Consider the following 25,332-nt stretch of genomic DNA (forward strand, 5'->3'; position numbering starts at 1 on the left):
AGGCTCGGAGGGCTATGACCCGAATCGTCTCCGGTTTCGCCGGCTCGCTGACGCTCCAGGTGCCCAAGAGCGGCACGCGACCGACCAGCGACCGCGTGCGCGAGGCGGTCTTCTCCGGGCTGGACGCGCGCGACGCCGTCCGCGGGGCGCACGTGCTCGATCTGTTCGCCGGATCGGGAGCGCTCGGGCTGGAGGCCGCCAGCCGGGGAGCCTCCCGGGTGCTGCTGGTGGAGAAGGCGGCGGCCGCCGCGGCGATCTGCCGGCGGAACGCGGAGGCCGTCGTGCGCGCGGCGCCGAAGGACCACCGGCCCGAGGTGGACGTGCGGGCCACGGCGGTGCTCCCGTACCTGGCCTCGGCCGGATCGTCGGCTGCGCGCTTCGACCTGGTGTTCGTGGACGCGCCCTACGACCTCCCGGACGCCGACCTGCTCGCGGTGCTGACCGGGGTGGTGCCGCTCCTGACCGAGGACGCGCTGGTGTGCGTCGAGCGCAGCACGCGCGACGGCGCGCCGAGCCTCCCTGACGGTCTCGTCCTCGACCGCACGCGCGCCTACGGCGAGACGGCCGTCCACTACCTCGTGCCGGCCTGACCCCTCGACCTGGCAGAACACGCCGTCTCGCCCGGTCGGCAGACGGCGTGTCCTGTCAGGTGGTTGCGCGTCAGCCGACGTGCCCGTCCCACTCCAGGTACGGGTCCCAGCCGCCGCGCTCGTCGAAGGGGTGGCCGTCGACCAGGAGGCCCGCGCCTTCGCGGACCGTGCCGACGAGGCGGAAGCCGCCGGGCAGCGCGGTGCCGGGCGGGAAGCAGGCGAGGAGGCCGTGGTCCTCTCCCCCGGTCAAGGCGGTCAGCGGGTCATCCCCGAGAGCGACGTGGTCGAGGTCGATCGCGACGCCGCTCGCCTCGGCGACGCGGCGGGCGTCGAGGGCGAGGCCGTCGCTGAGGTCGAGCATCGCGGTGGCGCCCGCATCGGCGGCGAGCGGGCCGTCCGCCACGGGGGGCCGAGGCCGCAACTGGGCGCCGACCAGTTCGGGATGCCGGGCCGCGACCGCCGCGAACCGCTCGCGGTCCGGGACGCCGTCCACGTCCACGGCCTCCGCGAAAAGCAGCCGGAGCCCTGCCGCTGCCGCACCGAGGCTCCCGGACACGGCGACGACGTCGCCCGGACGCGCGCCGCTCCGCAGCACCGGGGCACGCCCCTGCAGGTCGCCGAAGGCCGTCACCGCGAGCGTCAGCGTGTCGGAGGCCGACAGGTCTCCGCCGACCACGCCGCAGCCCGGCGCCAGCTCGGCACAGGCCGCGCGGAAGCCGTCCGCGATGTGCTCCAGGGCGGACACCGGGAGGGTCTGCGGCGCGGCGATCGCGACCACGAGCGCCGTCGGCACCGCCCCCATCGCCGCCACGTCGGACAGGTTGGTCGCCGCGGCCTTCCAGCCCAGGTCCTCCGGGGACGACCAGGCCAGCCGGAAGTCGGGGCCGTGCACCATCATGTCCGTGGTCACCACGAACCGGCCGTCCGGGGCCGCGAGCACCGCGGCGTCGTCGCCGGGGCCGACGATCGTCGCCGACGACTCCGGCAGCCGCGGGAAGATGCGCTTCAGTGCCTCGCGCTCCGACGCGCCCGCGACGGTGTCGGCCGCGCTCCCAGAATCCACCATGACTCACAACGGTAGCCTGAATCCTGATGTCCGCTCGCCGCTCCGCCCTCGCCCTCGTGCTCGCCGCCGCCACCCTCGCGCTCGCCGGGTGCGCGCCCACGGTGACCCTCGACCCCGCAGCGGACGCGAACAACCCCGGCTGCGCGGAGATCTCGGTGCGCCTGCCCGACTCGGTCGCCGACAAGAACCGCCGCGAGACGGACGCGCAGGCCACCGGCGCCTGGGGCGACCCGGCCGCCGTGCTGCTGCGCTGCGGCGTGCCGCCGATCGGTCCGACGACCAAGCCGTGCGTCGACGTCAGCGGCGTGGACTGGGTGCTGATGTCCGACCCCGCCGCCAAGCAGGTCGTCTACCAGACCTTCGGCCGCACGCCGGCGACGGAGGTCATCATCGACCACGTCTCCGGAGCCTCCGACGCCGCCGTGCTGCCCGAGTTCGCCTCGGCCATCTCGACCATCAAGCAGACACAGAAGTGCCTCTCCACGCTCGACACGACCCTCACGCCGCCGACGGCGACGCCCACGCCGTCGCCTTCGCCCTCGCGCTGACGCAGGCGCACGCCCGGCACGAACGTTCTGGGGCTACGCCGCTCGCGCCAGGGCGACCTCGAGGAGCTCGGTGATAAGGGCGGGATAGGCCAGCCCCGACTCCTGCCAGCAGCGCGGGAACATCGAGATCGGCGTGAAGCCCGGCATCGTGTTGATCTCGTTCACCACGAAGCCGTCGGCGGTGAGGAAGAAGTCCACCCGGGACAGTCCCTCCGCGCCGATCGCGTCGAACGCCCGCACGCCCAGGTCGCGCATCGCGGCGAGCTCCGCGTCGGTGAGGTCGGCCGGGCAGACCAGGTCGATGCCCGGCGCGTCCAGGTACTTGGCCGCGAAGTCGTAGAAGTCGCGCCCGGTGATGACGATCTCGCCCGCGACGGAGGCACGCGCCGGCTCACCCGGGCGGCCTCCCAGCACAGCGATCTCCACCTCGCGGCCGACCACCGCCGACTCGATGAGCACGCGGTCGTCCTCGGCGAGGGCGGTGTCGACGGCGGCGCCGAGGTCGTCCCACGACGTCACCTTGGACACGCCGACGCTGGAGCCCGCGCGGGCCGGCTTCACGAACGCCGGCAGCCCGAGCGGCTCGGCCTCGCGGCGAACCGCATCCCGGTCGGTCGCCCACTGATACGCGGTCACGGTCCGCCACGGCGCGACGAGGATGCCCGCCTGCTGCAGCACGGTCTTGGTGAAGTGCTTGTCCATCCCGAGTGCGCTCGCGAGCACGCCGCTGCCGACGTACGGGAGGCCGACGAGCTCGAGCATCCCCTGCACGGTGCCGTCTTCGCCCCACGGGCCGTGCAGGATCGGGAACACGACATCAACCGTGCCCAGCGACGAGCGGGTGCCGTCGGCGGCGACCACCGACAGCTCGCGGGACGCCGCCGACTCCGGCCAGACGATGCGCGAGCCGTTGTCCTCCACCTCCGGGAGGACGTCGACATTCAGCGCGAAGCGCGCCGCGTCGTCCGGCTGGAGCGTGAAAGCACCCTCGTGGGTGATGCCGATCGGGATGACGTCGTAGCGCTCACGGTCGATCGCCGCCAGCACTCCCGCCGCCGTCGCGCAACTGATCGAATGCTCGCTTGAGCGACCTCCAAACAGAAGTGCGACTGCGACCTTGTCCGTCATCCGTTGTCCTCTCTCCCTGTGGTTCGTCGTCGTCGGTGGTCAGATGGGGGGCGATGTCCTTGGGGTCGAGCGTGCCGGCGAGCACCTGGCTCACCTGGCGCACGATCGGCATCTCCACGCCGCGCTCCTCCGCCAGGCGCAGGATGGGCGCGACCGAGGCGAGACCCTCCGCCGTCTGGTTCATCTGCTTGACGACATCGTTGAAGCTGTAGCCCTGCCCGAGCAGGCGCCCCGCGGTGTTGTTGCGGCTGAGCGACGACTCGCACGTGGCGATCAGGTCGCCGAGGCCGGCGAGGCCGGAGAGCGTCACGGCCTCCGCCCCGTAGGCGACGGCGAAGTCGGTCATCTCGACCAGGCCGCGCGTGATGATCGAGGCCTTCGTGTTCTCGCCGTAGCCGACGCCGTCCACGATGCCGATCGCCACCGCGATGAGGTTCTTGAGCACACCGCCGAACTCCGTGCCGATCACGTCGGTGTTCACGAAGCTGCGGAAGTAGCGGTTGGTGGCGGCCATCGCCACCGCCTGGGCGGTCTCCAGGCTCTCCGACGACACGACCGCGGCGGTCGGCTGCTCCCGCGCGATCTCCAACGCCAGGTTCGGGCCGGACGCGACCGCGATCCGCTCGGCGTCGATCGGGAGGCCCTGCGCGATCACCTCGCTCATCCGCAAGCCGGTGCCCTTCTCGACGCCCTTCATGAGGCTCACCACGATGGTCGACGGCCCCAGGTTCGGGGCGATCGCCTCCAGGTTCGAGCGCAGCGTCTGGCTCGGGATCGACACGAAGACCTGCTCGGCATCCCGCATGGCGTCGCCGAGGTGGGAGGTCGCGCGCAGGTTGCGCGGGAGGTTGATGCCCTCCAGATAGTCGCTGTTGCGCTTCACCTCGTTGATCTCGCGCGCCAGCTCCGGGCGCCGCGCCCAGAGCACGACGTCGTTGCCGCCGTCGGCCAGGATCTTCGCGAACGTGGTGCCCCAGCTTCCGGCGCCGAGGACGGCGACGCGGCGGGGAGGCGGTGTCGGTCGTGCGGCCGTCCGGCCTTTCCTGTCAGCCATCGAAGCGGCCGGTCTCCTTCTGATTGTGCGCCGCCGGGTCCCAGCGGGTCTCCGGCGCCTTCTCGCCGCGCAGATCCTCCAGGAGCGCGGTGATCGCGTTCATGATGACCTCGGTCGCCTCGGTGAGGGTGGCCTGGTCGAGGCTGCGGCCCCGGAAGGCCGACAGGTCGACCGGGTCGCCGACCTTGACGGCGATGGTCTTGCGCGGGAAGAAGCTGATCTTCTTGGCGTAGCGCGCCATCACCTGCTGGGTGCCCCAGTGCGCCATCGGAATGACCGGGAGGTCGTGCTCCAGCGCCATCCGCGCAGCTCCCGTCTTGCCCCGCATCGGCCACATGTCCGGGTCGCGCGTGAGCGAACCCTCCGGGTAGATGATGACGACCTTGCCGTCGTCCACGATCTTCTGCGCCTCCGCGAGCGGGGCCGCGCCGCGGGCGGACCCGCCGCGCGCCACCGGGACCTGCCCGGACTTGCGCAGGAACCAGCCGGCGACGGGGATACGGAACAGGCTCTCCTTGGCCAGGAACCGCGGGAGGCGTCCGAGCTTCCAGACCACCATGCCCACCATCACCGGGTCGATCTCGCTGTAGTGGTTGGGCGAGATGATGTAGGCGCCGTGCTTCGGGAGCTTCTGCCCGTCCGCGATGCGGAACCGGGCGATCAGGCTCGCCGGCGGGATGACGAGCCCGGCCAGCACCCAGAAGATCGAGGGCCGGGCCTTCTCGGAGCGCTGCCGCTTCTCCGAGCGGTCGCTCGCGGGCGCGGAGGCAGACGGGTTCACGGGTTCATCGGGAGAGGGCACCATCCCATTATCGCGGGCCTCACCCCTCGAGGACGAAGTCCGCTCCGAGCAGTTCCAGCTTGGTGATGAACTTCTCGTACCCGCGGCTGATGATGCCGACGTTGCTGACCGTCGAGCGACCCTCCGCCGTGAGTGCGGCGATGAGGTGGCTGAAGCCGCCGCGCAGGTCGGGGATCTCCACGTCGGCGCCCTTCAGCTCCACCGGGCCCATGATGACCGCGGAGTGGTTGAAGTTGCGCTGGCCGAACCGGCAGGCGTGGCCGCCGAGGCACTCCTTGTGCACCTGGATCCGCGCGCCCATGTCGATCAACGCGTCGGTGAAGCCGAAACGCTGCTCGTACACGGTCTCGTGGACGATCGACACGCCCTCAGCCTTGGTCAGCGCGACCACGAGCGGCTGCTGCCAGTCGGTCATGAAGCCGGGGTGCACGTCGGTCTCGATGACGACCGGCTTGAGGTCGCCGCCCGGGTGGAAGAAGCGGATGCCGTCGTCGTGGATCTCGAACGCGCCGCCGACCTTGCGGAAGACGTTGAGGAAGGTCAGCATCTCGGGCTGGCGCGCGCCGCCGACGTAGATGTCGCCGTTGGTGGCCAGCGCCGCGGCGGCCCAGCTCGCGGCCTCGTTGCGGTCGAACAGCGCGGTGTGGCTGTAGCCGACCAGCTTGTCGACGCCCTCGATGCGGATCACGCGGTCGGTGTCGACCGAGATGATCGCGCCCATCTTCTGCAGGACGTTGATCAGGTCCATGATCTCGGGCTCGATCGCCGCGCCCTTGAGCTCGGTGATGCCCTCGGCGCGGACGGCCGTGAGGAGCACCTGCTCGGTGGCGCCGACGCTCGGGTACGGGAGCTCGAGCTTGGCGCCGTGCAGGCCCTCGGGGGCCGTCATCCGGATGCCGGTCGGCAGCTTCTCGACCACCGCGCCGAACTTGCGCAGCACCTCCAGGTGGTAGTCGATCGGACGGTCGCCGATGCGGCAGCCGCCGAGGTCGGGGATGAACGCCTCGCCCAGCCGGTGCAGCAGCGGCCCGCAGAACAGGATCGGGATGCGGCTGGAGCCCGCGTGCGCGTCGATGTCGGCCATGTGCGCCGACTCGACCGCGCTGGGGTCGAGCAGCAGCTCGCCCTCCTCCGCGCCGTCGGTGACCTTGACGCCGTGGACTTCGAGGAGGCCGCGGACGACCCGGACATCGCTGATGTTCGGGACGTTCCGCAGCACGCTCGGGCCCTCGCCCAGGATGGCGGCGACCATCGCCTTGGTGACGAAGTTCTTGGCGCCGCGCACCTCGATGCGGCCCTTGAGGGGGATACCGCCGTTGATCGTGATGCGGTCGGCCGTGAGACCGACGTGCGCGCCTGCCGCCTGGGAGTCCTGAAGAAGCGAGTTCAAATTTTCACCGGGAGTGTCTTGGGCCGCCAGCGTGCGCGAGCGGCTTCGTATTCGGAGATTCGCGCCTCATCGCGCAGGGTCAGAGCGATGTCGTCCAACCCTTCGAGCAAACGCCAGCGAGTGTAGTCGTCGATGTCGAAAGACACCTGGACCTCACCGACGGTCGCAGTCTTGGCAACCAGGTCCACGGTCGCGGATATTCCCGGCTCGGCCTCGATGGCCGCCCAGAGACGCTCGGCGTCCTCCTCCGTGATGATGCCCGTGAGCAGGCCCTGCTTGCCCGAGTTGCCCCGGAAGATGTCCGCGAACCGCGGGCTCAGGACGACCTGGAAACCGTAGTCGCGCAGCGCCCAGACGGCGTGCTCGCGCGACGAGCCTGTGCCGAAGTCGGAGCCGGCCACGAGCACTTTCGCGCCCTGGTAGGCCTCCTTGTTGAGGATGAACTCAGGATCTTTGCGCCACTCGTGGAAGAGCGCGTCGTCGAAGCCGGTCTTGGTGACCCGCTTGAGGAAAACCGCAGGGATGATCTGGTCGGTGTCGACGTTGGAACGGCGGAACGGCACGGCCACACCGGTGACGGTCTCGAACTTCTCCATCAGGCGCCCACCTTCTCTCCGGCGTTCGTATCGGACTCGTCGTGCTCCAGGTCCCACGGGCTGGACAGCGTGCCGCGGATGGCGGTGGCCGCCGCGACCAGCGGCGAGACCAGGTGGGTGCGGCCGCCCTTGCCCTGCCGGCCCTCGAAGTTGCGGTTCGAGGTGGAGGCGCAGCGCTCCCCCGGCGCGAGCTGGTCGGGGTTCATGCCGAGGCACATCGAGCAGCCGGCGAACCGCCACTCTGCTCCGAACTCCTCGACGATCTTGTCGATGCCCTCGGCCTCGGCCTCGATGCGCACCCGGGCGCTCCCAGGGACGACCATGACGCGCACGCCGTCGGCCTTCTTGTGCCCCTTGATGACGGAGGCGAAGGCCCGGAGGTCCTCGATGCGGCTGTTGGTGCAGGAGCCCATGAACACCGCGTCGACCGGGATGCTCTTCATCGGCGTGCCGGGAGCGAGGTCCATGTACTCCAGCGCGCGCTCGGCGGCGGCGCGGGCGTTCGGCTCGGCGATCGCGGCCGGGTCGGGAACGGCCTGGCTCAGCGAGACGCCCTGGCCGGGGTTGGTGCCCCAGGTCACGAACGGCTCGATCTCGGCGGCGTCGAGGTAGACCTCGGCGTCGAAGACCGCGTCGTCGTCCGTGGCGAGCGTGTCCCAGTAGGCGACGGCCTCGTCCCAGTCGGCGCCCTCCGGGGCGTGCGGGCGGCCCTTCAGGTAGGCGTAGGTGGTCTCGTCGGGCGCGACCATGCCGGCGCGGGCGCCGGCCTCGATCGACATGTTGCAGATCGTCATGCGGCCCTCCATGGAGAGCGCGCGGATGGCGCTGCCGCGGTACTCGAGCACGTAGCCCTGGCCGCCGCCGGTGCCGATCTTCGCGATGACCGCGAGGATGATGTCCTTCGCCGTCACGCCGGGGCGCAGCTCCCCCTCCACCGTGATGGCCATCGTCTTGAACGGCTTCAGCGGCAGCGTCTGCGTGGCGAGCACGTGCTCGACCTCGCTGGTGCCGATCCCGAACGCCATCGCGCCGAAGGCGCCGTGCGTGGAGGTGTGCGAGTCGCCGCAGACGACGGTGATGCCCGGCATGGTGAGGCCGAGCTGCGGGCCGACGACGTGCACGATGCCCTGCTCGATGTCGCCCAGCGAGTGCAGCCGGACGCCGAACTCCTCGGCGTTGCGGCGCAGCGTCTCGATCTGCGTGCGGCTGGTCAGGTCGGCGATCGGCCGGTCGATGCCGATGGTCGGGGTGTTGTGATCCTCGGTCGCGATCGTGAGGTCGGGCCGGCGGACCGGGCGCCCGGCCATGCGCAGGCCGTCGAACGCCTGCGGGCTGGTCACCTCGTGGACCAGGTGGAGGTCGATGTAGATCAGGTCGGGCGAGCCGTCCTCACCCTTCACGACCAGGTGGTCTCGCCACACTTTCTCTGCCAGCGTCAGCGGACTGTGCTGCGTCGTCATCTTCGGTACTCCTTGAGCTTCGTTCACGGTTCAGCCGTCGACGGACTCCGCGGCGAGGGTGGCCTGAGGATTAGGACTCGCCGCGGCGGCTAAGGAGGAGCAGGCTCGCGAACACCTTCTCAGGCTATCACCCGCCCTGAGGGCTACGCGGAGGGCTCGCGGCGCTCAGTCCCGCCCGGCTGCCGGGCGCACGACGACCACGGTGACGTTGTCGTGGCCACCTGCGGCGAGCGCGGCCTCCACGAGCACCGCGGCCGGGTCGGCGGGGTCGCCGGCGAGGATGTCCGCGATGGTCTCGTCGCTCAGCTCGCGGACCAGGCCGTCCGAGCAGACCAGGAAGGTGCGCGACTCGTCCGGGCCGAGCAGCGTGCTGTCGGCGTCCACGAAGTCCTCGGCCCCGAGCGCCCGCGTGATCACGTTGCGCTCCGGATGCACGGCCGCCTGCTCGGGGCTGATGAGGCCGGCGTCGACCAGCTCCTGGACCGCCGAGTGGTCGACGGTCAGCCGGGTCAGTTCGCGGCCGTCCCAGCCGTAGACCCGGGAGTCGCCGACGTTGACGACCATCCACTCCTCGGCCGCCCGCTCGGGCACGCGCACACGGACGACGCCGGTCAGCGTGGTGCCGGCGACGGCCGCCCCCGTCTCCTCGGCGTCGGAGAGGGCGCGCACGGCGGCGTTCGCCTCGTCGATCGACCGGATGACCTCCTCCGGCGTCGGCGTGGTGCCGGCCGGGAGGGTGCGGGCGAGGCTCTCGACGGCGGTCCGGCTCGCGACGTCGCCGCGCGCGTGACCGCCCATCCCGTCCGCGACCACGAAGACCGGGTCCTGCGCGAGGTAGCTGTCCTCGTTGATCTGCCGGACCGCTCCGGTGTCGCTTCTGGCGCTCACCTCGACGCGGGAAGTCATATGCGTGGGTCCTCCGGGGATGTCGCGGCCGGGGCGGCCTCTGCGGTCGTCGTCTCCGGTTCGTCATCCCCGTGGATGGCGTCCTCGACGGTGGTGCCGCTCGAATGCAGCCTGACAAGACTAGCGACGGTCGCGACCGCCATCGCACCGACGATCACGGCGAGGGACGTCCAGGTGCTGATGTCGGGCGCCCACTCGATGTGCTTGCCGCCGTTGACGAACGGCAGCGTGTTGTCGTGCATGGCGTGGAAGACCAGCTTGACTCCGATGAACGCGAGGATGAACGCGATCCCGTACCGGAGGTAGACGAGTTTCTCCAGCAGGTGGCCGAGCAGGAAGTAGAGCTGGCGCAACCCCATCAGGGCGAAAACGTTCGCGGTGAAGACGATGAACGCGCTCTGGGTGATGCCGAAGATCGCCGGGATGGAGTCGAGCGCGAACAGCAGGTCGGTCGTGCCGAGCGCCAGGAACACGATGATGAGCGGCGTGAACATCCGCCGGCCGTTCACCGTGGTGCGCAGCTTGTTGCCCTCGTACTGGTCGGAGACCTTGAGCCGGCGTCGCGCGAAGCGGATGAGCCGGCTGTCCTTCGCGCCCTCGTCGTCGTGCTTCCCGAACGCCTGATGGAACGCCGTCCAGAGCAGGAACGCGCCGAACAGGTAGAAGATCGCGCTGAAGCTCGCGATGAGGCCGGCGCCGAGCACGATGAACACCCCGCGGAAGACCAGCGCCAGGACGATGCCCACCATGAGCACCTCCTGCTGGTACTTCCTGGGCACCGCGAACCGCCCCATGATGATCACGAAGACGAACAGGTTGTCGATGCTCAGGCTGTACTCGGTGAGCCAGCCGGCGAGGAACTGCCCGGCGTGCTCGGCGTCGCCGATCAGCAGCATGAGCAGCGCGAAGACGAGCGCGAGCCCGACGTAGAAGGCCACCCACAGCGCCGACTCCTTCGGGCTCGGGATGTGCGGCCGCTTGAAGACGATCAGGAGGTCGAAGGCGAGGACGAGCAGCAGGACGACGAAGCTGCCGACCTCGAACCAGAGCGGGAGGGCGAGTTCCACGGGAAGGGACCTTTCGAAGGGCGTACGGGACGGACCCGAAAGTCTCTCCCGCACATCCGTGCCGCTGTGCCCGGGTCCGAACGGACCGTGATGACGTCCACAGCGCGAGACCGGCCGGCCTCTTCGGGATACTCCCCTTCGCGAGTATCCAGTCTACCGGGTCGGGCGGGGTGCGCGGCTACCGCTGCGCGAGCAGCCCCGCCTGCCGCTCGTGCACGCCGGCCACCCAGTCGTAGGCGGCGTCCGGGCCGAGCCGCGGGTCGTCGTCCGGGTGCTCGCCGGAACGGAGGGCGAGCAGGTAGGCACGGTCGAGAGCGATCCGCTCGCGGAGGCCGTCGCGTCCCGTGACCGAGCCGTGGCCCGGGACGACCGTCCGGACCCCGTCCGCGATGCTCTCGATGAGCGTCAGGGCGGCGAGGTAGTCCTCGACCGGGTCGGCGGCGCTGTGGTCGAGCAGCGGCACCAGCACGTCGGAGAGGAGGTCGCCGGCGACGAGGACGCCGCTCTCCTCCACGAGCAGCGCCGCGTGGCCGGACGCGTGGGCGCGGTGCTCGATCACCCGGGCGCGCGGCCCGTCCCACGGGATCCACTCGGCGCCCTCCGGGAGGGCGGTGAGCTCGCCGAACAGCGTGAGGGGCACGCGCTCGGCGATGTCGGCGGGGATCATGGGGGCCAAGCGTTCCCGCCACGCCTCGTCGGCGAGGAACGCCTCGATCGCGCCGGCGGCGTGAGCGGTCGCGAAGCGTGGGGCCGTGCCGAACGCGGGATGCCAGAGGACGTGATCCCAGTGCGGGTGGGTGGCGAACCCGGCGGCGACCAGCGTGCTCGACGCGCGCAGGTCCGCCGCGATGGCGCTCAGTTCCTCGTCCAGGATCCCGGGATCGACCAGTAGTGCACCCGCGGTGCCGTCGACCACGACGGTGTTGGTCTGGCAGAACTCGCTCTCGTGGACGCGCACGCCCTCGGCGACCGGTCTCAGCATGGTGGCGACGCTAGCAGAGGTGGTGGCCAGCACAGAGGGGAAGCAGAAAACCCTCCCGGACGAGTGTCCGGGAGGGTTTTCGTGGTTGGTGACCCCAGCGGGATTTGAACCCGCGTTACCGCCGTGAGAGGGCGACGTCCTAGGCCGCTAAACGATGGGGCCGTTTTTGCAACTCATTGATAATGCCACAGGTGGGGGCTCAGCGCCAAAACGGGGCCATCATCCCGGGTGTGTCGCGCGGCCGTCAGACCAGGACGCGGAGTGCGCCGGGGACGACGGTGACCTCGACCGGGAGGGGGCCGATCCGCTCGCCGTCCGCGTACGCGACGACGCCCTCTGCCTCGATCCGGACCGTGCTGAGGCTGCGGAAGGACACCTCGGGCAAGCCGGTGTGCTCGCCGCGGAACACCTTCGGGAAGAGCCGGAGGAAGCGCGGCCGGGACATCTTCGTGACCACGAACAGGTCGAAGCGGCCGTCGGCGAGGTCGGCGTGCGGGACGATGCGCATGCCGCCGCCGAGCGAGCGGTTGTTGGCGACCGAGACGAGCATCGCCTCGGTGGCGATCGGCTCCCCGTCCGCGACGATGCGATACGGGCGGGCGTGCAGGACCGCCAGCTCCCGCAGCAGCGCGAAGACGTAGCGGCTGCGGCCGCGCGGGCGCGTCATCAGGTTGGCACGCTCGTTCACGGTCGCGTCGAAGCCGGCCGAGAGCACGCAGCCGAACCAGGTGCTGAGCTCGCTGTGCTGCTCGCCGTGCCGGATCAGCCCGGCGTCGATCGTGCGCGGCGGGCGGCCGAGCGCCTCCAGGAGCTGGTCGGTCGCGGCGTCGGCGTCGTCGGTGGGGATGCCGAGGCCGTCGGCGAGGTCGTTGCCGGTGCCGCTCGGCACGATCCCGAGCGGGACGTCGGTCTGCGCCACGATGTTGATGCCGAGGTTCGCCATGCCGTCTCCCCCGACGACGACGAGTGCGTCCGCGCCGGCCTCGACGGCGCGGGCCGCCTCCCGGCGCAGCAGCTCGATGTTGGCCTCGTCCACCGCGATCACGGTGTGGCCGGCGGCGCGCAGCCGCTCGACGACGCGCGGTCCGACCTCGCGGCGACGCCCGAAGGACGCCATCGGGTTGACCGCGACGACGACGGTCCGGGGGGAGACAGGCATAGACCACGACTATGGCATAGCCGCCGTCCCCCGCAGCGCGACACGACCAGAACCTCGCGCGACACGGCCGGAACGTCGCGCGACACGGCCGGGCCTGGCGCGCGAACCCGGGTGGAGGTTTGATGAAGCCATGAGACTGACGAAGTTCGAACACGCCGCCCTGCTCCTGGAGGAGTCCGGGAAGAAGCTCTACATCGATCCGGGCAGCTTCACCTCGCCGCTGACGGACACCGCGAACACGGTGGCCGTCGTCGTCACTCACGAGCACGCCGACCACTGGACCCCGGAGCAGCTCAAGCGCGTCGTGGACATGAACTCGGACGTGCCGATCTTCGCGCCCGAGGGCGTGGCCAGGGCCGCCACGGACTTCGACGTCACGGTGGTGCACGCGGGCGACACCGTGGAGGCCGGGCCGTTCACCCTCCGCTTCTTCGGTGGAAAGCACGCCCTCATCCACGAGAGCATCCCCGTGGTCGACAACCTCGGCGTGCTGGTCAACGACGAGCTCTACTACGCGGGCGACTCGTTCGTCATCCCGGAGGGGGTCGAGCTCGACGCGCTGGCGGTGCCCGCCGCCGCGCCGTGGATGAAGGTGGCGGAGGCGATGGACTACGTGCTCGCGACCAAGCCGAAGCGCAGCTTCCCCACCCACGAGATGCTGCTCTCGCGCGCGGGCAAGGACCTCTCGAACGCCCGGATCGCGTGGGCGACCGAGCAGAACGGCGGCGAGTTCTTCGCCCTCGAGCCGGGCGACACGCTCGACCTGTGAGCGCGGACCCCGACTCCCGCCCGGCCGTCGTCTGGTTCCGCGACGACCTCCGCCTCGCCGACAACCCGGCCCTGGACGCGGCCGCGCGCACCGGCCGCCCCGTCGTCTGCGTGTACGTCTGGGATGACCGGTCCGCGGGCCTCCGGGCGCCCGGCGGCGCCGCCCGCTGGTGGCTGCATCACAGCCTCACCTCCCTCGACGCCGGACTCCGCGAGCGCGGTTCCCGGCTCGTGGTGCTCCGCGGCCCCGCGGAGCCCACGATCGCCGGGCTCCTCGCCGACCTGGACGCGGCCGCCGTCTTCTGGAACCGTCGCTACGGCGGCGCCGAGCGGCGCATCGACACCGCCGTGAAGACGGCCGCGCGGGAGGCCGGGATCGAGGCAGGGAGCTTCGGCGCGAACCTGCTCTTCGAGCCGTGGACGATCCGCACCGGCTCCGACACGCCGTTCTCGGTCTTCACGCCGTTCTGGCGGGCGTGCCAGTCGGCTCCGGCGCCGCGCAAGCCGCTCGCCGCGCCGGAGCGGCTGACGCCCGGCCCGGACGTCGACGGCCTCGCCATCGACGAGCTCGACCTGCTGCCGACCCACCCCGACTGGGCGGCCGGCCTCCGCGACACCTGGGAGCCGGGCGAGCCGGCCGCGCACACCGCCCTCCACGCCTTCGTCGCCGATGCCCTCGCCGGCTACCGCGAGGAGCGCGACGTGCCGGGCGTCGACGGCACCAGCCGGCTGTCCCCGCGCCTGCGCTGGGGCGAACTGAGCCCGCACCAGGTCTGGCACACGATCACCGCCGCGCGCGACGCGAACCCGCGCGACGGCGTCCTGGCCGAAGCCGCCGCCACCTTCCTCTCCGAGCTCGGCTGGCGCGAGTTCGCCTACCACACGCTCTTCGAGCACCCCGACCTGGCCACCGTGAACATCCACCGCGCGTACGACTCCTTCCCCTGGCCGCGCCTGCAGCCGTCCGTGCTGCGCGCCTGGCAACAGGGTCGCACCGGCGTCCCGCTCGTGGACGCGGGAATGCGGGAACTGTGGAGAACCGGCGTCATGCACAACCGCGTGCGCATGGTCGTGGCGTCGTTCCTCACCAAGAACCTGCTGATCGACTGGCGGCTTGGCGAGGAGTGGTTCTGGGACACGCTGGTGGACGCCGATCCCGCGAACAACCCGTTCAACTGGCAGTGGGTGGCGGGCTCAGGGGCGGACGCCGCGCCCTACTTCCGGGTGTTCAACCCGGAGCTGCAGCGCACGAAATTCGACCGGCACGGCGACTATGTGCGGCGCTGGGTGCCGGAGTGGGACACCGGCGACTACCCGGACCCGGTGGTCGACCTGGCCGAGTCGCGGCGGGCGGCGCTCGCGGCGTACGAGACGGTGAAGAGCGCTCAACGCGCGTGATCGGCGAGGATCTGGTCCACGTCGATCCGCCGCAGCAGCGCGGCCCAGTCCAGCTCCCGGGCGACGTCGGCCACCTCCTCCTCGGCCAGCACCTTGCCGCTGCGCTCCACGACGATCCCGCTCGGCAGCATGCGGTTCAGCTCGGCCAGGATGGCGTCGTCCACCGCCTCCGTGTCGAAATCGGCGCCGACCTGCGCGTAGTAGTCGGAGGACAGCGTGTAGGAGACGATCCCGGTCTCGATCTGGCTCATGTGCCGCATGGTAGCCCGGCGGCCACGGCGCGCGGCAGGCCCCGCGCTATCAGGCCCCGCGCTATCGGGCCCTGCGCCCGGCCGCCCAGGCCGCGATCTCGGATCGCCGTGACGCTCCGAGCTTGGCGAGGATGTGCTCGACATGCGTCGACACGGTCTTCGGGGCGATGTGCAGGGCGGCCGCGATCTCCCGGTTGGTCGCGCCCTCGGCGATCTGCGCGGCGACCTCCTCCTCGCGCGCACTGAGCGTCGACGGCTCGACGCCCTCGGCCAGCCGTGCGGCCAGCTCGTCGGCGCGGCGCTCCAGGATCGTGCCGCGCGCCCGCGTGCGTGCCTCGGCGACGAGGTCGGCGGCCTCCGCGGGGCTGCGGGTGCGGCGTGCGCACTCGGCGCGGTCCAGGATCGCCTGGGTGCCCTCCCACCACCGGCCGAGCGCGTCCCAACCGGCGGAGGCCGACTCCAGCAGCTCCCGGGCGTCGGAGGGGCGCCGCTCGCGCAGGGCGAGGACGCCGGCGGCGTGCTGGAGGGCGAACTCCGTCCCCGGGATCCGCCGGCGCTCGACCAGGGCGCCGATCCGGTCCAGCCACGACCGCGCCGCAGCGACGTCTCCGGCCGCCAGGTGCGCCCGCACACCGGTGACCGCGAACGGGAACGCGTAGGCGGAGTCCTCGACGCGGTGCGACTCGGCCGCACCCCGCTCGCAGTAATCGACCGCGGCGGCGGGGTCGTCCGCGAGCAGGGCCGTCTCGGCGAGCCCCCACAGCGCCGGCGACAGCCGCTGCAGCTCCTGCATCCGCTCGCCGATGTCTTCCGCCCGGCGCAGGAGTTCCCCGGCGCGGACGAGGTCGCCCGCGGACAGCGCGCAGTAGCCGAGGACGTGCAGCGCGGTCACCTCGGTGGTGATGCCGCCACGGCCGTCCGCGAGGGCGTGCCCGGCGAGCTCGGCCGCGGCGCGCAGGTCGCCGCCCGCCCAGCGCACATGCGCCAGGTGCGCGGTGAGGTAGTGCGCGTCGTTCCAGCGCTCGATGCGCTCGGCGTAGGCGATCCCGTCGGCCAGCCACTCCGCCCCGCGCTCGTACTGCAGGAGCACCGACGCGCTCGAGCCGAGTATCCGGTACGCGCGGGCCGCCGCCTCCTCCTGGCCGTGCGCCGCGCCGTGCTCCGCCGCACCCCGCAGCAGGTCCCAGGCCGGCTCGCCCTCCCCCGCGAACACCAGGACAGAGCCCAGCGTGGAGTCGAGGCCGATCCGGTCGGCCTCCGCGGTCAGGAGCCCCCGCGCCTCCTCCGCGACCCGCCGCGCGTCGTCCAGCCGCCGCTCCAGCATGGCGGCCGCGGCCTGCGCTGCGAGGAGGCGACCGCGCACCTGGGCGGCCTCGGCGTGGTCGTCGGCGTCGATCCAGCCGAGCGCGGCACGGATCGCCGCCACCCGCGACGGGTAGTCCGCTCCGAGCAGGTGCCGCGCGGCCACGAGCGCCGGCACGACGGCCGCGGCATCCCGCGCGAGGCCGGCGGCGCGGTACAGGCCGACGGCCCGCGCCAGCTCCGCCTCCGCCTCCCGGTTGGCGTCGACGGCGGCGAGCTCGGCTCCGAGCCGGCGCAGCAGGTCCGCGCGGTCGCGGCCGTCCACGGCGAGCGGCATCGTCCGCTGCGCACGGCGGTAGAGGTCGGCGGCCTCGCGATGCGCGGACAGTGTGGACGCCCGCTCGGCCGCGCGCCGGGCGAGGGCGTACGCCTCCCGCGCGCGCCCGGCCCGCTCGGCGTGCAGCGAGAGCAGCGCGTCGGACAGTCCCGCCCCGGCGTCGACGACGCGCCCGTGCAGGATGCGCCGGCGCGCGGAGGGCACCGCGGAGTACACCGCGTCCCGGATGAGGGCGTGCCGGAAGTCGTAGGACCCGGCCGCGGCGCGGACCAGGAGGTGCTGCGCCACGAGGTCGTCGAGGGCGGCCTCCCGCGCGGCGCGATCCCACTCGTGGCCGACCACCACCGCCAGCAGCCGCACGTCGGACTCGCGCCCGATCACGGCGGCCGCCTCCAGCACGGCCGACGACGCCGGGGCGAGGGTGCGCGTGCGGGAGAGCACGGCCGCGGCGACCGTCTCGGGCGCGCCGTCGGAGCCCTCGGCGAGCAGCTCCTCCACGTGCAGCGGGATGCCGTCGCTCACCGCGTGCAGCCGTTCGGCCTCCTCTGCGGACGGCTCGGCGCCGCGGATGGCGGCGAGCATCCGCGCGACCCCGTCGGCTCCGAGGCGCGAAAGCCGCACCTCCTCCGCCACGCGGTGGCCGACCAGGTCGAGCCGCCACGCGGTCGCGTCGGCCGCGACGTCCGGGTCCTCGGTGCGGAAGGTCGCAACGAGCAGGCTCGGCCGCTCGCGCACGGCGACCGCGACCCGGCGGAGGACGTCGAGCCCGAGCTGGTCGGCCCAGTGCACGTCCTCCAGCGCGAGGATCGTCGGCAGCGTGAGCGCCGCGGCCAGGGTGGAGGCCAACTCCGCGACCAGCAGCCGCCGGCGGGTGGAGCGCGTCGCGGGATCCGCGCCGTCGGCCGGGTCGCCGCGCAGCACCAGCTCCCTGATCCGGTCGGCTGCCGGGCCGTCCCCGGCCTCCGCGAGCGACGCGGCGAGGCCGAGCAGCAGCAGCCCGGGGGTCTCGCGGTCGTCCGCGTACGCGTCGGCGTGAACGCGCCGGGCGGGGCTGAGCGCGACGACCTCCTCCATCAGCCGCGACTTGCCGATGCCCGCCTCGCCCGCGATCAGCAGCAGGCCGCCCCGGCCGTCCAGCGCGGCGGCCTGGCGGCGACGGGCCAGCGCGAGCAGGTCCTCCCTGCCCACGAGCACCGGGCACACGCGTTCGGCGCCCCGGAACGACGCCGGCGCCGCATCCATGCGCGAAGCATAGCGCCGCGCGCTCCCGTGCCGCACCGGGATCGGTCGGATGACCGATGCCACCGCGGCACCCGCGCGAGCAGACTCCGGACGTCGCGGGAACACCCCGGCGGCACGAGGAGAAGGAGCCGATCATGTCACGATTCATGGACGTCCACGACGGATTCGTCGGCGTCACGGAGGACCAGCTCGCCGAGGCCCACGCGGCCGACCTGGCGGTCGAGGGCGAGGAGGGCGTGCACTTCGAGACCGCCTGGCTCGACCCGGAGAGCGGGAAGGTGTTCTGCCTGTCGACCGGGCCGTCGAAGGAGGCGGTGATGCGCGTGCACGAGAAGGCCGGGCATCCCACCGACCAGGTCTACGCCGTGGACATCGTGGTCTGACCCGGGCCGGCGCGGCGTAGAGTGCGCCGCATGACGGATCGACACGACGAAGCGCCCGAGTACCGCGAGCACGAGCTCCAGGACAGGATCTCCGACCTCGGTGACACGCCGGAGGACGCCCTGGAGGAGATCGCGAGCCGCAACGAGTCCCTGGAGGAGCGGCTGCCGGACGAGGAGCTGAGCGTCAGCGGCCGCGCGGAGGAGCGCTCCAGCGAGGGCAGCAACGACGAGGACCGCCACGGAGAGGGCGCCACCGGCGACGACGTGCCCCGCGCCGAGGGGGCACCCGGCCAGGGGTAGGCCGCCGCGGTCGTCCCTTACTGGGGACTGGGGAGCGCTCCCGCACCCGCATACTCTGACGGGAATGGACGACGACGGATGGCGCTCGACGCGCATGCGTGACCGTGCCGCGGGCGCCGCGGTGATGGAGCAGGTGGTGCGCCTGCACACTCAGGCTCCGCCGCGTTCCGCCATCGAGCGCGCGCTCGGCACGCGGCCGATCGGAGCGGACACCGCGCCCTGGTTCGCCGGCGCGCTCGGCGAGCGCGAGGTCGGCGCGCTGCTCGACCGGCTGCCGGAGGGCTGGAGCGTCTTCCATGCCGTCCCGGTCGGGACGCGGCCTGACGCCTCCGGCGCCGTCGCCGACGTCGACCACATCGTCGTCGGGCCGACCGGTGTGTTCGTCGTCAACACCAAGCACCACCGCGGTCAGCGGGTGTGGGTGGGCGAGCGCGCGGTCCTGGTCGGCGGTCAAAAGCAGCCGTACCTGCGCAACTCCGACCTGGAGGCCTCCCGCGTGCGCGGCGTGCTCGCGCAGGCGGGCATCGTGGCGCCGGTGACGGCCGTGGTCGTGCTCGTCGGGACCAAGGAGGTCACGGTCCGCCAGCAGCCGCGCCGGGTCGTGGTGCTGCGCGCCGAGCAGCTCGTCCGGTGGCTGACCCGGCGGCCCGCGGTGCTGGACGCCGCGACGACCGCAGCGGTGGCGCGGCTGTTCGACGACCCCGCGACCTGGCAGCCGGTGGGTTCGTGCGCCGACACGGTGCAGCGGTTCGCGGTCATCGAGCGCGAGGTCAGGAACGCGCAGCTCGTGCGCGCCGGCTGGCTGCTCGCGATCGCGCTCGGCGCGGTGGCCGTCGCCCTCCCGCTGATCCCCGCGCTGCAGCACTGACCTCAGCCACGGCCTCCGGAGGAGTCCGCCGAGGGGGTCACGCCGGGACGGCCGTGGTCCGCATCGTGAGCGACGCGGCCTCCTGGTCGTAGTCGAGTTCCACGCGGATGGCGGCCACGTCCGCGAGCGAGCGCAGGTGCGTCCCGCCGCACGGGATCTCGACCACGCCGTCCGGGAGCTCCGCGCGCCAGCGCCGGCGCTCCCCCAGCCCGTCGCCGTCCCGGTCGATCGAGATGGCCAGGTCCGCGCTGGCCGCCACCCATCCGGCGAGCCGTTCGTTGGCGGCGTCGGTCACCTCGGCGAGCGCACCCGGCAGCTCCGCGGCGGCGAAGCCCTTCTTCCGCAGGCTCTTGCCGATGCGGTACTCGTCCAGCGACCCGTGCGGGAGGATGCGCGACGACGCGATGGCGAGCTGGTCGAACGCCGGCCGGCCGCGCCCGTCGAGCGGGACCTCCTTCGTCCAGAGGCCGGAGAGCGCCTCGTCCAGGGCGAGGGAGGCCAGGTGGCAGGCCGTGTGGCCGGCGGAGAGGGCGCCGCGGGTCTCCGCGTCGACGGCCACCTCGGCGACGGCGCCGGGCTCGACGCCGGTCGCGTCCGCCACGAGGTGGCAGACCAGGAACGACCAGCCCTCGGTCCCGGTGCGCACCGGTGCGTCGCCGATGTGCAACGTCGTCCCGTCGGTCGCGCCCACGACCGCGTCAACCACCGGGATCGTGCGGCCTCCGACGGTCAGCGTGCCGGTGTCGGCGGGCTGGTCGGGCCAGACCGGGTCGACCGGGTGGAAGGCGGTGCGGTCGAGGATGACCGCGCTGCGGCCGTCCGCGAGGGGCTCGACGTGCAGCACGGTTCCGGTGGAGGCGAGGTCGCCGTCGGGGTAGGTGACGACGGTGTCGCCGGCGGGGAGGGTCATCCCTCCAGCGTAGGGGACCCTCCCGGCGCGGCTACTTCGTGAGCGAGTCGACGTACACGGAGTGCGCGTCCATCCACTTCTCGACGATGCCGTCGTACTGGCTGGCGTCGGCTTTGCCGTTGTACAGCGCGTTCTCCAGCGAGTAGAGCATGTCCGACTTCATCCGGAAGGCCTTCACCCATTTGGCGATCTGCGGGAACTTCTTCGGGAAGTCCGTGCTGGCGATCGAGTGGATGGACTCCGCCGCGCCCAGCGTGTTCTTCGGGTCCTTCAGGTCCTTCAGATCCCACTGGTCGTACGCCCAGTGCGGGCGCCAGAGCGTCACGGCGATGTTGTCGTGCTTCTTCATCGCGCTGGACAGCTCGGCGAGCATCGCGGGCGTGGAGGACGTCACGAAGTCGAGCTTGCCGAGCCCGTACTCCGGGATGACCTTCTTCTGCGTGGCCTCCGTGAGCCCGGCGCCCGGCTCGATCCCGACCAGGCGGTTGCCGAAGTCGGAGGCGTGCGAGGCGAGCTGGTCGAGCGAGTCGATCGGGGCGTCCTTGTTGACCGCGATGGTCAGCTTGGCCTCGTCGTTCCAGGCGCCGAGGTCGGTGAGGTGCGCGCCGTAGGTCTTCATGTACTGCGCGTGCGTGGTCGGCAGCCAGCCGTCGAACGCGATGTCGTAGTCCCCGGTGCTGAGCCCGGCGAACGCCGGTCCCGCGTCGGCGTACTCGAAGTCGACCTGGTAGCCCTCCCGCTCCAGCACGTGCTTCCACAGGTACGACGCGGCTTCGCCCTCCGGCCAGCCGTTGAACACGGCGACCTTCACGTGGCCCTTGTCGCCGCCGGCGGTGGAGGCCGCGGTCACGGCCGTCCCGCCGATCACGACGAGCAGGCCGGCACCGAGCACCGCGAGCGCGCGCTTCGGCATCCGCAGCCGGGCCTTCCCGACGGCGGCCGTGAGCCGGTCGAGCACGATCGCCAGGATGACGACGGCGATGCCCGCCTCGAAGCCGAGCCCCACATCCACCCGGCTGAGCGCCTGGACGATGTCACGGCCGAGGCCGCCGCCGCCGACCATGCCCGCGATGACGACCATCGACAGCGACAGCATGATGACCTGGTTGACCCCGGCGAGGATCGACGGCATGGCGAGCGGGAGCTGGATCTGGCGGAGGATGCGCCGCGGCGGCGAGCCGAACGCTCGGCCGGCCTCCACCAGCTCCGTGTCGACGCCGCGGATGCCGAGCTCGGTGAGCCGCACCCCCGGAGCCATCGCGAACACGATCGTGGCGACCATGCCCGGCACGACGCCGACGCGGAACAGGATCAGCGCCGGGATCAGGTACACGAACGCCGGCATCGTCTGCATGAAGTCGAGCACCGGCCGGATGATCGCCGACGCGCCCCGGGAGCGGGCGGCGAGGATGCCGAGCGGCACGCTCAGCGCGATCGCGATAGCCGAGGAGACCAGCACCAGCGCCAGGGTGTCCATCGCGTTCGGCCACTGCCCGATCCCCGCGATGAGCAGGAGGCCGAGCACGGTGCCCGCACCGAACACCCAGCCGCGCAGCCAGACCGCGAGGATCGCCACGATGAGGATGACACCCCAGAACGGCGGCGTCTGCAGCACCCAGTCCACGCCACCGTACATCCCGGTGAAGACCACGCGGATGACGTCGAACAGGCCGCCGAAGGTGGTGGTGACGAAGTCGACGACCGCGGTCGCCCACTCCCCGAGCGGGATCAGGTGGGCCGTGTTCACGCGACCGCCTCCTCGTCGCGGTCGACCTCCGGCAGGGCGTCGCCCCCGGCGGAATCGCGCAGGGCCAGCGTCATCGCATCCACGGGCACGGTGGCCGGAGGCTCGACCACGACCGGGATCTCGGTGGTGTCACTGGACACGTTCCCGAGCGCCGCGAGCAGGGTCACCCGCGGGATCACGCCGAGCAGGCGGCGCTGGTCGTCCACGACCGCCAGCGGGAGGGCGCTCCCGACGGCGGACTCGACCAGCTCGCTGAGCACGTCGTCGCGGGACACCGTCGCGATGTCCGCGTCGATCGCCTCGGTCAGGTCGCCGCGCCCGTCGCGGACCTGGCGCATCACGTCGCGGTCGCGCACCGCGCCGAGCAGCCGCCGGCCCTGGCCGACGACGAACGCGGCGGAGGTCTGGAGGTCGCGCATGGTCCGCATCGCGGCGCGCGGTCCCCCGGCGACGGTGACGAGCGCGCGAGCCGGCTCCATGACGCTCGCGGCGGTGAGCACGCGGGCCCGGTCGACGTCCTGCACGAAGCTCGCGACGTAATCGTTGGCCGGGTCGGTGAGGATCTCCTCCGGCGTGCCGGTCTGGACGATGCGGCCGTCGCGCATGACCGCGATCCGGTCGCCGAGGAACATCGCCTCGTTGAGGTCGTGCGTGATGAACACGATGGTCTTGCCGAGCGTGCTCTGCAGCTCGAGGAGCTGCTCCTGCATCTCGCGGCGGATCAGCGGGTCGAGCGCCGAGAACGCCTCGTCCATCAGCAGGACGTCGGTGTCCGCGGCGAGCGCCCGGCCCAGGCCGACGCGCTGCTGCATGCCGCCGGAGAGCTCGCCGGGGAGTTTGTCGCCCCAGCCGCCGAGGCCGACCAGCTCCAGCACCTCCGTTGCGCGCTCGCGGCGCTCGGCCGCGGGCGTCCCGCGCACCTCCAGCCCGTAGGCGATGTTGTCGAGGACCGTGCGGTGCGGCAGGAGGGCGAAGTGCTGGAACACCATCGAGATGTGCTGCTGCCGCACAGCGCGGAGCTTCGCCCCGGCGAGGCCCGTGATCGTGGTGCCCATGACCTCCACCTCGCCCGCGGTGGGCTCCAGCAGACCGTTCAAGGTGCGGATCAGGGTGGACTTGCCCGAGCCGGACAGTCCCATCACGACGAAGATCTCGCCGCGGCGGACGGTCAGGCTCGCGTCGATGACGGCGGCCGTCCCGAGGCCGGCGACCTCGGTGCGGCTCGCGCCCTGCCGCAGCCGCCGCACAGTCTCCTGGGGTTTGCGTCCGAAGACCTTGAAGATGTTCCTCGCCTCGACGGCGATCGTGTTGCTCAACGTGTCTCTCCGCGGTGCGCGCTCGTGTCTGGTGGACGCGCGCACTCTGGTCACGCCCGGGCCGACGGCATGCGGCGACGGCAGCACGACTCCAGCGCGGGCCTTCCGCGCGAATCGCCGTCGCTGGCGCGACCATCGGGGTGCGCCCACGCCAGCCGACCATACGATCCGAAGCGGGGCCACCGGTGCGGCCGCACGGCCCTGATCGCGGGCTGGTTCACCTCCGGCGCACCGCATCCGCAGCGCACCAGGGCCTTTCGACGCTATCAGGGCCTTCGCAGCAATCGCCAATCGAGAGCGGGTGAAAACCGGGTGCGTCGCTCGGGTGGCCCTACCCGGACGGGCGCCGATCCGGCAGAGTGAGCGCATGGCGAACAGCACCGGCGGTCACCCCTGGCAACGCGTCACGATCGAGCCGCAGAGCGTCGACGCTCCGCTCTCCCAGGCGGCGGTCTTCCTGGTCGTGACGGTCGCGGACTCCCCCGACGCCGTGGCGGCCGCGAAGGACGTGGCGGCGAACATCTCCGACATCGTGAAGACGGTCGGCTTCCGCGACCTGAGCGCCCACCTCTCGTGCAACGTCGGCGTCGGCGCGGACTTCTGGCGCCGGCTGACCGACGTGGCGCCGCCGAAGGAGCTGCACCCGTTCCGGGAGGTCCGCGGCGCGGTCCACACGGCCGTCTCCACGCCGGGCGATCTGCTGTTCCACATCCGGGCCGAGCAGGCGGACTTCTGCTTCGAGTTCGAGCGGCAGCTCCTCGACACGCTCGGCGACGCGGTCACGGTGGTGGACGAGGTGGTCGGGTTCCGCTACTTCGACGCCCGCGACCTCCTCGGCTTCGTGGACGGGACGGCGAACCCGACCGCCGACGACATGGGGGCCGCAGCGATCGTCGGCGACGAGGACCCGGCGCACGCCGGCGGCAGCTACGTGGTGGTGCAGAAGTACCTGCACGACCTCGACTCCTGGAACCGCCTCCCCGTGCCGTCGCAGGAGAGCGTGATCGGCCGGACGAAGGTCGAGAACATCGAGCTGCCCGACGTGGAGCACGGTCAGAAGGCGCACAAGACGCTGAGCACGATCACCGACGAGAACGGCGTTGAGCACGACATCCTGCGCGACAACATGCCGTTCGGGAGGCCCGGCCACGGCGAGTATGGCACGTACTTCATCGGCTATTCGCGCGAGCTGTGGGTGATCGAGCGGATGCTGGAGCGGATGTTCGTCGGCGACCCTCCCGGCAGCCACGACCGCATCCTGGACTTCTCGACGGCCACCACCGGAACCACGTTCTTCGCGCCGACCCGCAGCTTCCTGGAGGGGCTCGGCGACTGAACGTGGGCGGGTGAGGACGCGCGCGACAGCGTGGGTGACCACGCGGGTGACGACCGTGTGACGCCCCGTGACGCGGAACCGCGCAACAGGTCGTCATCTTCCTGGCGACGCAGGGCGGCGGCAGGGTACAAAAAGGCAATCATGTCGCGCATCTTCACGAGCAAGTTCAACCCGGGCCGCGCCCGCTGGGAGCTGGTGGTCAGCCCGCGCGGCGACGTATACGCGTTCCCGCTCACGCTGCCGATCGCGCAGCGCCAGGCGCTCGGCGGCCACAAGCGCTACCTGGTGGGCAAGGTCGTGAAGCGGCAGGCGAACTGGACCGCCGCCGGGCCGTCCGGGCTCGTCTACGGCACGACGTTCCCGACGCTGCCCTCCGCACTGGAGGCCATCGCCGACGAAGTCGACCTCGCGCCGGTGCCGTAGGGG

The 25,332-nt window shown here is 72.1% G+C and carries 25 protein-coding genes and 1 tRNA gene; 9 read left to right on the plus strand and 17 right to left on the minus strand.

Translation table 11 applies throughout. The features are described from left to right. Positions 1–14: 14 nt before the first annotated feature. Positions 15–590: an RsmD family RNA methyltransferase gene (locus ABIA36_RS16830; RefSeq protein WP_369963674.1), complete on the plus strand. Its 576-nt coding sequence runs from the start codon at positions 15–17 to the stop codon at positions 588–590. A 70-nt stretch (positions 591–660) separates the two neighbouring features. Here the strand turns inward: ABIA36_RS16830 and thiL are convergent, their stop codons facing one another. Further along, entirely contained in the window at positions 661–1,656 is a 996-nt protein-coding gene (gene thiL / locus ABIA36_RS16835) for a thiamine-phosphate kinase (protein ID WP_369963675.1), read from the minus strand. A 26-nt stretch (positions 1,657–1,682) separates the two neighbouring features. Here thiL and ABIA36_RS16840 point away from each other — a divergent pair, with 26 nt between their 5' ends. Next, positions 1,683–2,204 (plus strand): DUF3515 family protein, encoded by a 522-nt coding sequence (locus ABIA36_RS16840; protein ID WP_369963676.1) that lies wholly within the window; start codon positions 1,683–1,685, stop codon positions 2,202–2,204. A gap of 33 nt (positions 2,205–2,237) precedes the next feature. Here ABIA36_RS16840 and ABIA36_RS16845 read toward each other — a convergent pair whose 3' ends face one another. The 11 genes from ABIA36_RS16845 to ABIA36_RS16895 form a co-directional block, all read right to left on the minus strand. Beyond that, positions 2,238–3,332 carry a D-alanine--D-alanine ligase family protein gene (locus tag ABIA36_RS16845; protein ID WP_369963677.1) on the minus strand — a complete coding sequence of 365 codons (1,095 nt, stop codon included), beginning with the start codon at positions 3,330–3,332 and terminating at the stop codon, positions 2,238–2,240. After that, a complete protein-coding gene (locus ABIA36_RS16850; RefSeq protein ID WP_369963678.1) occupies positions 3,229–4,386 on the minus strand; it encodes an NAD(P)H-dependent glycerol-3-phosphate dehydrogenase in 1,158 nt (385 codons plus the stop codon). The genes ABIA36_RS16845 and ABIA36_RS16850 overlap by 104 nt, the downstream gene beginning before the upstream one ends. Next, on the minus strand, positions 4,379–5,167 hold the full coding sequence (locus ABIA36_RS16855) for a lysophospholipid acyltransferase family protein (protein WP_369963679.1): 789 nt from the start codon (positions 5,165–5,167) through the stop codon (positions 4,379–4,381). The genes ABIA36_RS16850 and ABIA36_RS16855 overlap by 8 nt, the downstream gene beginning before the upstream one ends. Before the next feature lie 40 nt (positions 5,168–5,207). Next, entirely contained in the window at positions 5,208–6,578 is a 1,371-nt protein-coding gene (murA, locus tag ABIA36_RS16860; protein WP_369963680.1) for a UDP-N-acetylglucosamine 1-carboxyvinyltransferase, read from the minus strand. Beyond that, positions 6,575–7,174 (minus strand): 3-isopropylmalate dehydratase small subunit, encoded by a 600-nt coding sequence (leuD, locus tag ABIA36_RS16865; protein ID WP_369963681.1) that lies wholly within the window; start codon positions 7,172–7,174, stop codon positions 6,575–6,577. The genes murA and leuD overlap by 4 nt, the downstream gene beginning before the upstream one ends. Then, entirely contained in the window at positions 7,174–8,634 is a 1,461-nt protein-coding gene (leuC, locus tag ABIA36_RS16870) for a 3-isopropylmalate dehydratase large subunit (RefSeq protein ID WP_369963682.1), read from the minus strand. Before leuC ends, leuD begins: the two co-directional genes overlap by 1 nt. Before the next feature lie 165 nt (positions 8,635–8,799). Further along, complete coding sequence (locus ABIA36_RS16875) at positions 8,800–9,540, minus strand: PP2C family serine/threonine-protein phosphatase (RefSeq protein ID WP_369963683.1); 741 nt, start codon at positions 9,538–9,540, stop codon at positions 8,800–8,802. After that, complete coding sequence (locus ABIA36_RS16880) at positions 9,537–10,607, minus strand: TerC family protein (protein WP_369963684.1); 1,071 nt, start codon at positions 10,605–10,607, stop codon at positions 9,537–9,539. The genes ABIA36_RS16875 and ABIA36_RS16880 overlap by 4 nt, the downstream gene beginning before the upstream one ends. Before the next feature lie 178 nt (positions 10,608–10,785). Next, positions 10,786–11,589 (minus strand): MBL fold metallo-hydrolase, encoded by an 804-nt coding sequence (locus ABIA36_RS16885; protein WP_369963685.1) that lies wholly within the window; start codon positions 11,587–11,589, stop codon positions 10,786–10,788. An 86-nt stretch (positions 11,590–11,675) separates the two neighbouring features. Further along, positions 11,676–11,751 (minus strand) — tRNA-Glu (locus ABIA36_RS16890). Positions 11,752–11,833: 82 nt separating this feature from the next. After that, positions 11,834–12,748 carry a diacylglycerol kinase family protein gene (locus ABIA36_RS16895; RefSeq protein ID WP_369963686.1) on the minus strand — a complete coding sequence of 305 codons (915 nt, stop codon included), beginning with the start codon at positions 12,746–12,748 and terminating at the stop codon, positions 11,834–11,836. A 130-nt stretch (positions 12,749–12,878) separates the two neighbouring features. Between ABIA36_RS16895 and ABIA36_RS16900 the strand changes: the two genes are divergently transcribed. Then, a complete protein-coding gene (locus tag ABIA36_RS16900; RefSeq protein ID WP_369963687.1) occupies positions 12,879–13,517 on the plus strand; it encodes an MBL fold metallo-hydrolase in 639 nt (212 codons plus the stop codon). Then, entirely contained in the window at positions 13,514–14,914 is a 1,401-nt protein-coding gene (locus ABIA36_RS16905; RefSeq protein ID WP_369963688.1) for a deoxyribodipyrimidine photo-lyase, read from the plus strand. Before ABIA36_RS16900 ends, ABIA36_RS16905 begins: the two co-directional genes overlap by 4 nt. Here ABIA36_RS16905 and ABIA36_RS16910 read toward each other — a convergent pair. Further along, positions 14,902–15,165: a hypothetical protein gene (locus tag ABIA36_RS16910; protein WP_369963689.1), complete on the minus strand. Its 264-nt coding sequence runs from the start codon at positions 15,163–15,165 to the stop codon at positions 14,902–14,904. The two genes, ABIA36_RS16905 and ABIA36_RS16910, sit on opposite strands and share 13 nt — an antisense overlap. A gap of 61 nt (positions 15,166–15,226) precedes the next feature. After that, a complete protein-coding gene (locus tag ABIA36_RS16915; protein ID WP_369963690.1) occupies positions 15,227–18,046 on the minus strand; it encodes a LuxR C-terminal-related transcriptional regulator in 2,820 nt (939 codons plus the stop codon). A 134-nt stretch (positions 18,047–18,180) separates the two neighbouring features. On the opposite strand from ABIA36_RS16915, the gene ABIA36_RS16920 reads away from it, so the two are divergent. The 3 genes from ABIA36_RS16920 to ABIA36_RS16930 all read left to right on the plus strand — a co-directional run bounded on the left by ABIA36_RS16920 (position 18,181) and on the right by ABIA36_RS16930 (position 19,597). Then, entirely contained in the window at positions 18,181–18,429 is a 249-nt protein-coding gene (locus tag ABIA36_RS16920) for an SCO4226 family nickel-binding protein (RefSeq protein ID WP_179606515.1), read from the plus strand. A gap of 30 nt (positions 18,430–18,459) precedes the next feature. Further along, complete coding sequence (locus ABIA36_RS16925) at positions 18,460–18,729, plus strand: hypothetical protein (protein WP_369963691.1); 270 nt, start codon at positions 18,460–18,462, stop codon at positions 18,727–18,729. A 64-nt stretch (positions 18,730–18,793) separates the two neighbouring features. Further along, positions 18,794–19,597 (plus strand): nuclease-related domain-containing protein, encoded by an 804-nt coding sequence (locus tag ABIA36_RS16930; protein ID WP_369963692.1) that lies wholly within the window; start codon positions 18,794–18,796, stop codon positions 19,595–19,597. A 37-nt stretch (positions 19,598–19,634) separates the two neighbouring features. Here the strand turns inward: ABIA36_RS16930 and ABIA36_RS16935 are convergent, their stop codons facing one another. The 3 genes from ABIA36_RS16935 to ABIA36_RS16945 are packed head-to-tail and all read right to left on the minus strand — an operon-like array spanning position 19,635 to position 23,570. After that, positions 19,635–20,507 (minus strand): metal-dependent hydrolase, encoded by an 873-nt coding sequence (locus ABIA36_RS16935; RefSeq protein WP_369963693.1) that lies wholly within the window; start codon positions 20,505–20,507, stop codon positions 19,635–19,637. A gap of 31 nt (positions 20,508–20,538) precedes the next feature. After that, a complete protein-coding gene (locus ABIA36_RS16940) occupies positions 20,539–22,254 on the minus strand; it encodes an ABC transporter permease/substrate binding protein (RefSeq protein WP_369963694.1) in 1,716 nt (571 codons plus the stop codon). Next, positions 22,251–23,570: a glycine betaine/L-proline ABC transporter ATP-binding protein gene (locus tag ABIA36_RS16945; protein WP_369963695.1), complete on the minus strand. Its 1,320-nt coding sequence runs from the start codon at positions 23,568–23,570 to the stop codon at positions 22,251–22,253. The genes ABIA36_RS16940 and ABIA36_RS16945 overlap by 4 nt, the downstream gene beginning before the upstream one ends. Before the next feature lie 367 nt (positions 23,571–23,937). On the opposite strand from ABIA36_RS16945, the gene ABIA36_RS16950 reads away from it, so the two are divergent. Together ABIA36_RS16950 and ABIA36_RS16955 are read left to right on the plus strand one after the other, a co-directional pair. Next, positions 23,938–24,906: a Dyp-type peroxidase gene (locus ABIA36_RS16950; RefSeq protein ID WP_369963696.1), complete on the plus strand. Its 969-nt coding sequence runs from the start codon at positions 23,938–23,940 to the stop codon at positions 24,904–24,906. A gap of 141 nt (positions 24,907–25,047) precedes the next feature. After that, positions 25,048–25,329, plus strand: a complete 282-nt coding sequence (locus tag ABIA36_RS16955; protein ID WP_369963697.1) for a hypothetical protein — start codon at positions 25,048–25,050, stop codon at positions 25,327–25,329. The last annotated feature ends 3 nt before the right edge of the window (positions 25,330–25,332 follow it).

This window comes from Leifsonia sp. EB34, from assembly GCF_041260585.1.
Lineage (GTDB): Bacteria > Actinomycetota > Actinomycetes > Actinomycetales > Microbacteriaceae > Leifsonia.

Coding starts and splice junctions, on each gene's coding strand:
- ABIA36_RS16910 (WP_369963689.1), bottom strand. CDS start 15,165: ATGAGCCAGATCGAGACCGGGATCGTCTCCTACACGCTGTCCTCCGAC.
- ABIA36_RS16920 (WP_179606515.1), top strand. CDS start 18,181: ATGTCACGATTCATGGACGTCCACGACGGATTCGTCGGCGTCACGGAG.
- leuD (WP_369963681.1), bottom strand. CDS start 7,174: ATGGAGAAGTTCGAGACCGTCACCGGTGTGGCCGTGCCGTTCCGCCGT.
- ABIA36_RS16845 (WP_369963677.1), bottom strand. CDS start 3,332: ATGACGGACAAGGTCGCAGTCGCACTTCTGTTTGGAGGTCGCTCAAGC.
- ABIA36_RS16830 (WP_369963674.1), top strand. CDS start 15: ATGACCCGAATCGTCTCCGGTTTCGCCGGCTCGCTGACGCTCCAGGTG.
- leuC (WP_369963682.1), bottom strand. CDS start 8,634: ATGACGACGCAGCACAGTCCGCTGACGCTGGCAGAGAAAGTGTGGCGA.
- ABIA36_RS16900 (WP_369963687.1), top strand. CDS start 12,879: ATGAGACTGACGAAGTTCGAACACGCCGCCCTGCTCCTGGAGGAGTCC.
- ABIA36_RS16935 (WP_369963693.1), bottom strand. CDS start 20,507: ATGACCCTCCCCGCCGGCGACACCGTCGTCACCTACCCCGACGGCGAC.
- ABIA36_RS16925 (WP_369963691.1), top strand. CDS start 18,460: ATGACGGATCGACACGACGAAGCGCCCGAGTACCGCGAGCACGAGCTC.
- ABIA36_RS16955 (WP_369963697.1), top strand. CDS start 25,048: ATGTCGCGCATCTTCACGAGCAAGTTCAACCCGGGCCGCGCCCGCTGG.
- ABIA36_RS16875 (WP_369963683.1), bottom strand. CDS start 9,540: ATGACTTCCCGCGTCGAGGTGAGCGCCAGAAGCGACACCGGAGCGGTC.
- ABIA36_RS16930 (WP_369963692.1), top strand. CDS start 18,794: ATGGACGACGACGGATGGCGCTCGACGCGCATGCGTGACCGTGCCGCG.
- ABIA36_RS16840 (WP_369963676.1), top strand. CDS start 1,683: ATGTCCGCTCGCCGCTCCGCCCTCGCCCTCGTGCTCGCCGCCGCCACC.
- thiL (WP_369963675.1), bottom strand. CDS start 1,656: ATGGTGGATTCTGGGAGCGCGGCCGACACCGTCGCGGGCGCGTCGGAG.
- ABIA36_RS16950 (WP_369963696.1), top strand. CDS start 23,938: ATGGCGAACAGCACCGGCGGTCACCCCTGGCAACGCGTCACGATCGAG.
- ABIA36_RS16895 (WP_369963686.1), bottom strand. CDS start 12,748: ATGCCTGTCTCCCCCCGGACCGTCGTCGTCGCGGTCAACCCGATGGCG.
- ABIA36_RS16885 (WP_369963685.1), bottom strand. CDS start 11,589: ATGCTGAGACCGGTCGCCGAGGGCGTGCGCGTCCACGAGAGCGAGTTC.
- ABIA36_RS16850 (WP_369963678.1), bottom strand. CDS start 4,386: ATGGCTGACAGGAAAGGCCGGACGGCCGCACGACCGACACCGCCTCCC.
- ABIA36_RS16915 (WP_369963690.1), bottom strand. CDS start 18,046: ATGGATGCGGCGCCGGCGTCGTTCCGGGGCGCCGAACGCGTGTGCCCG.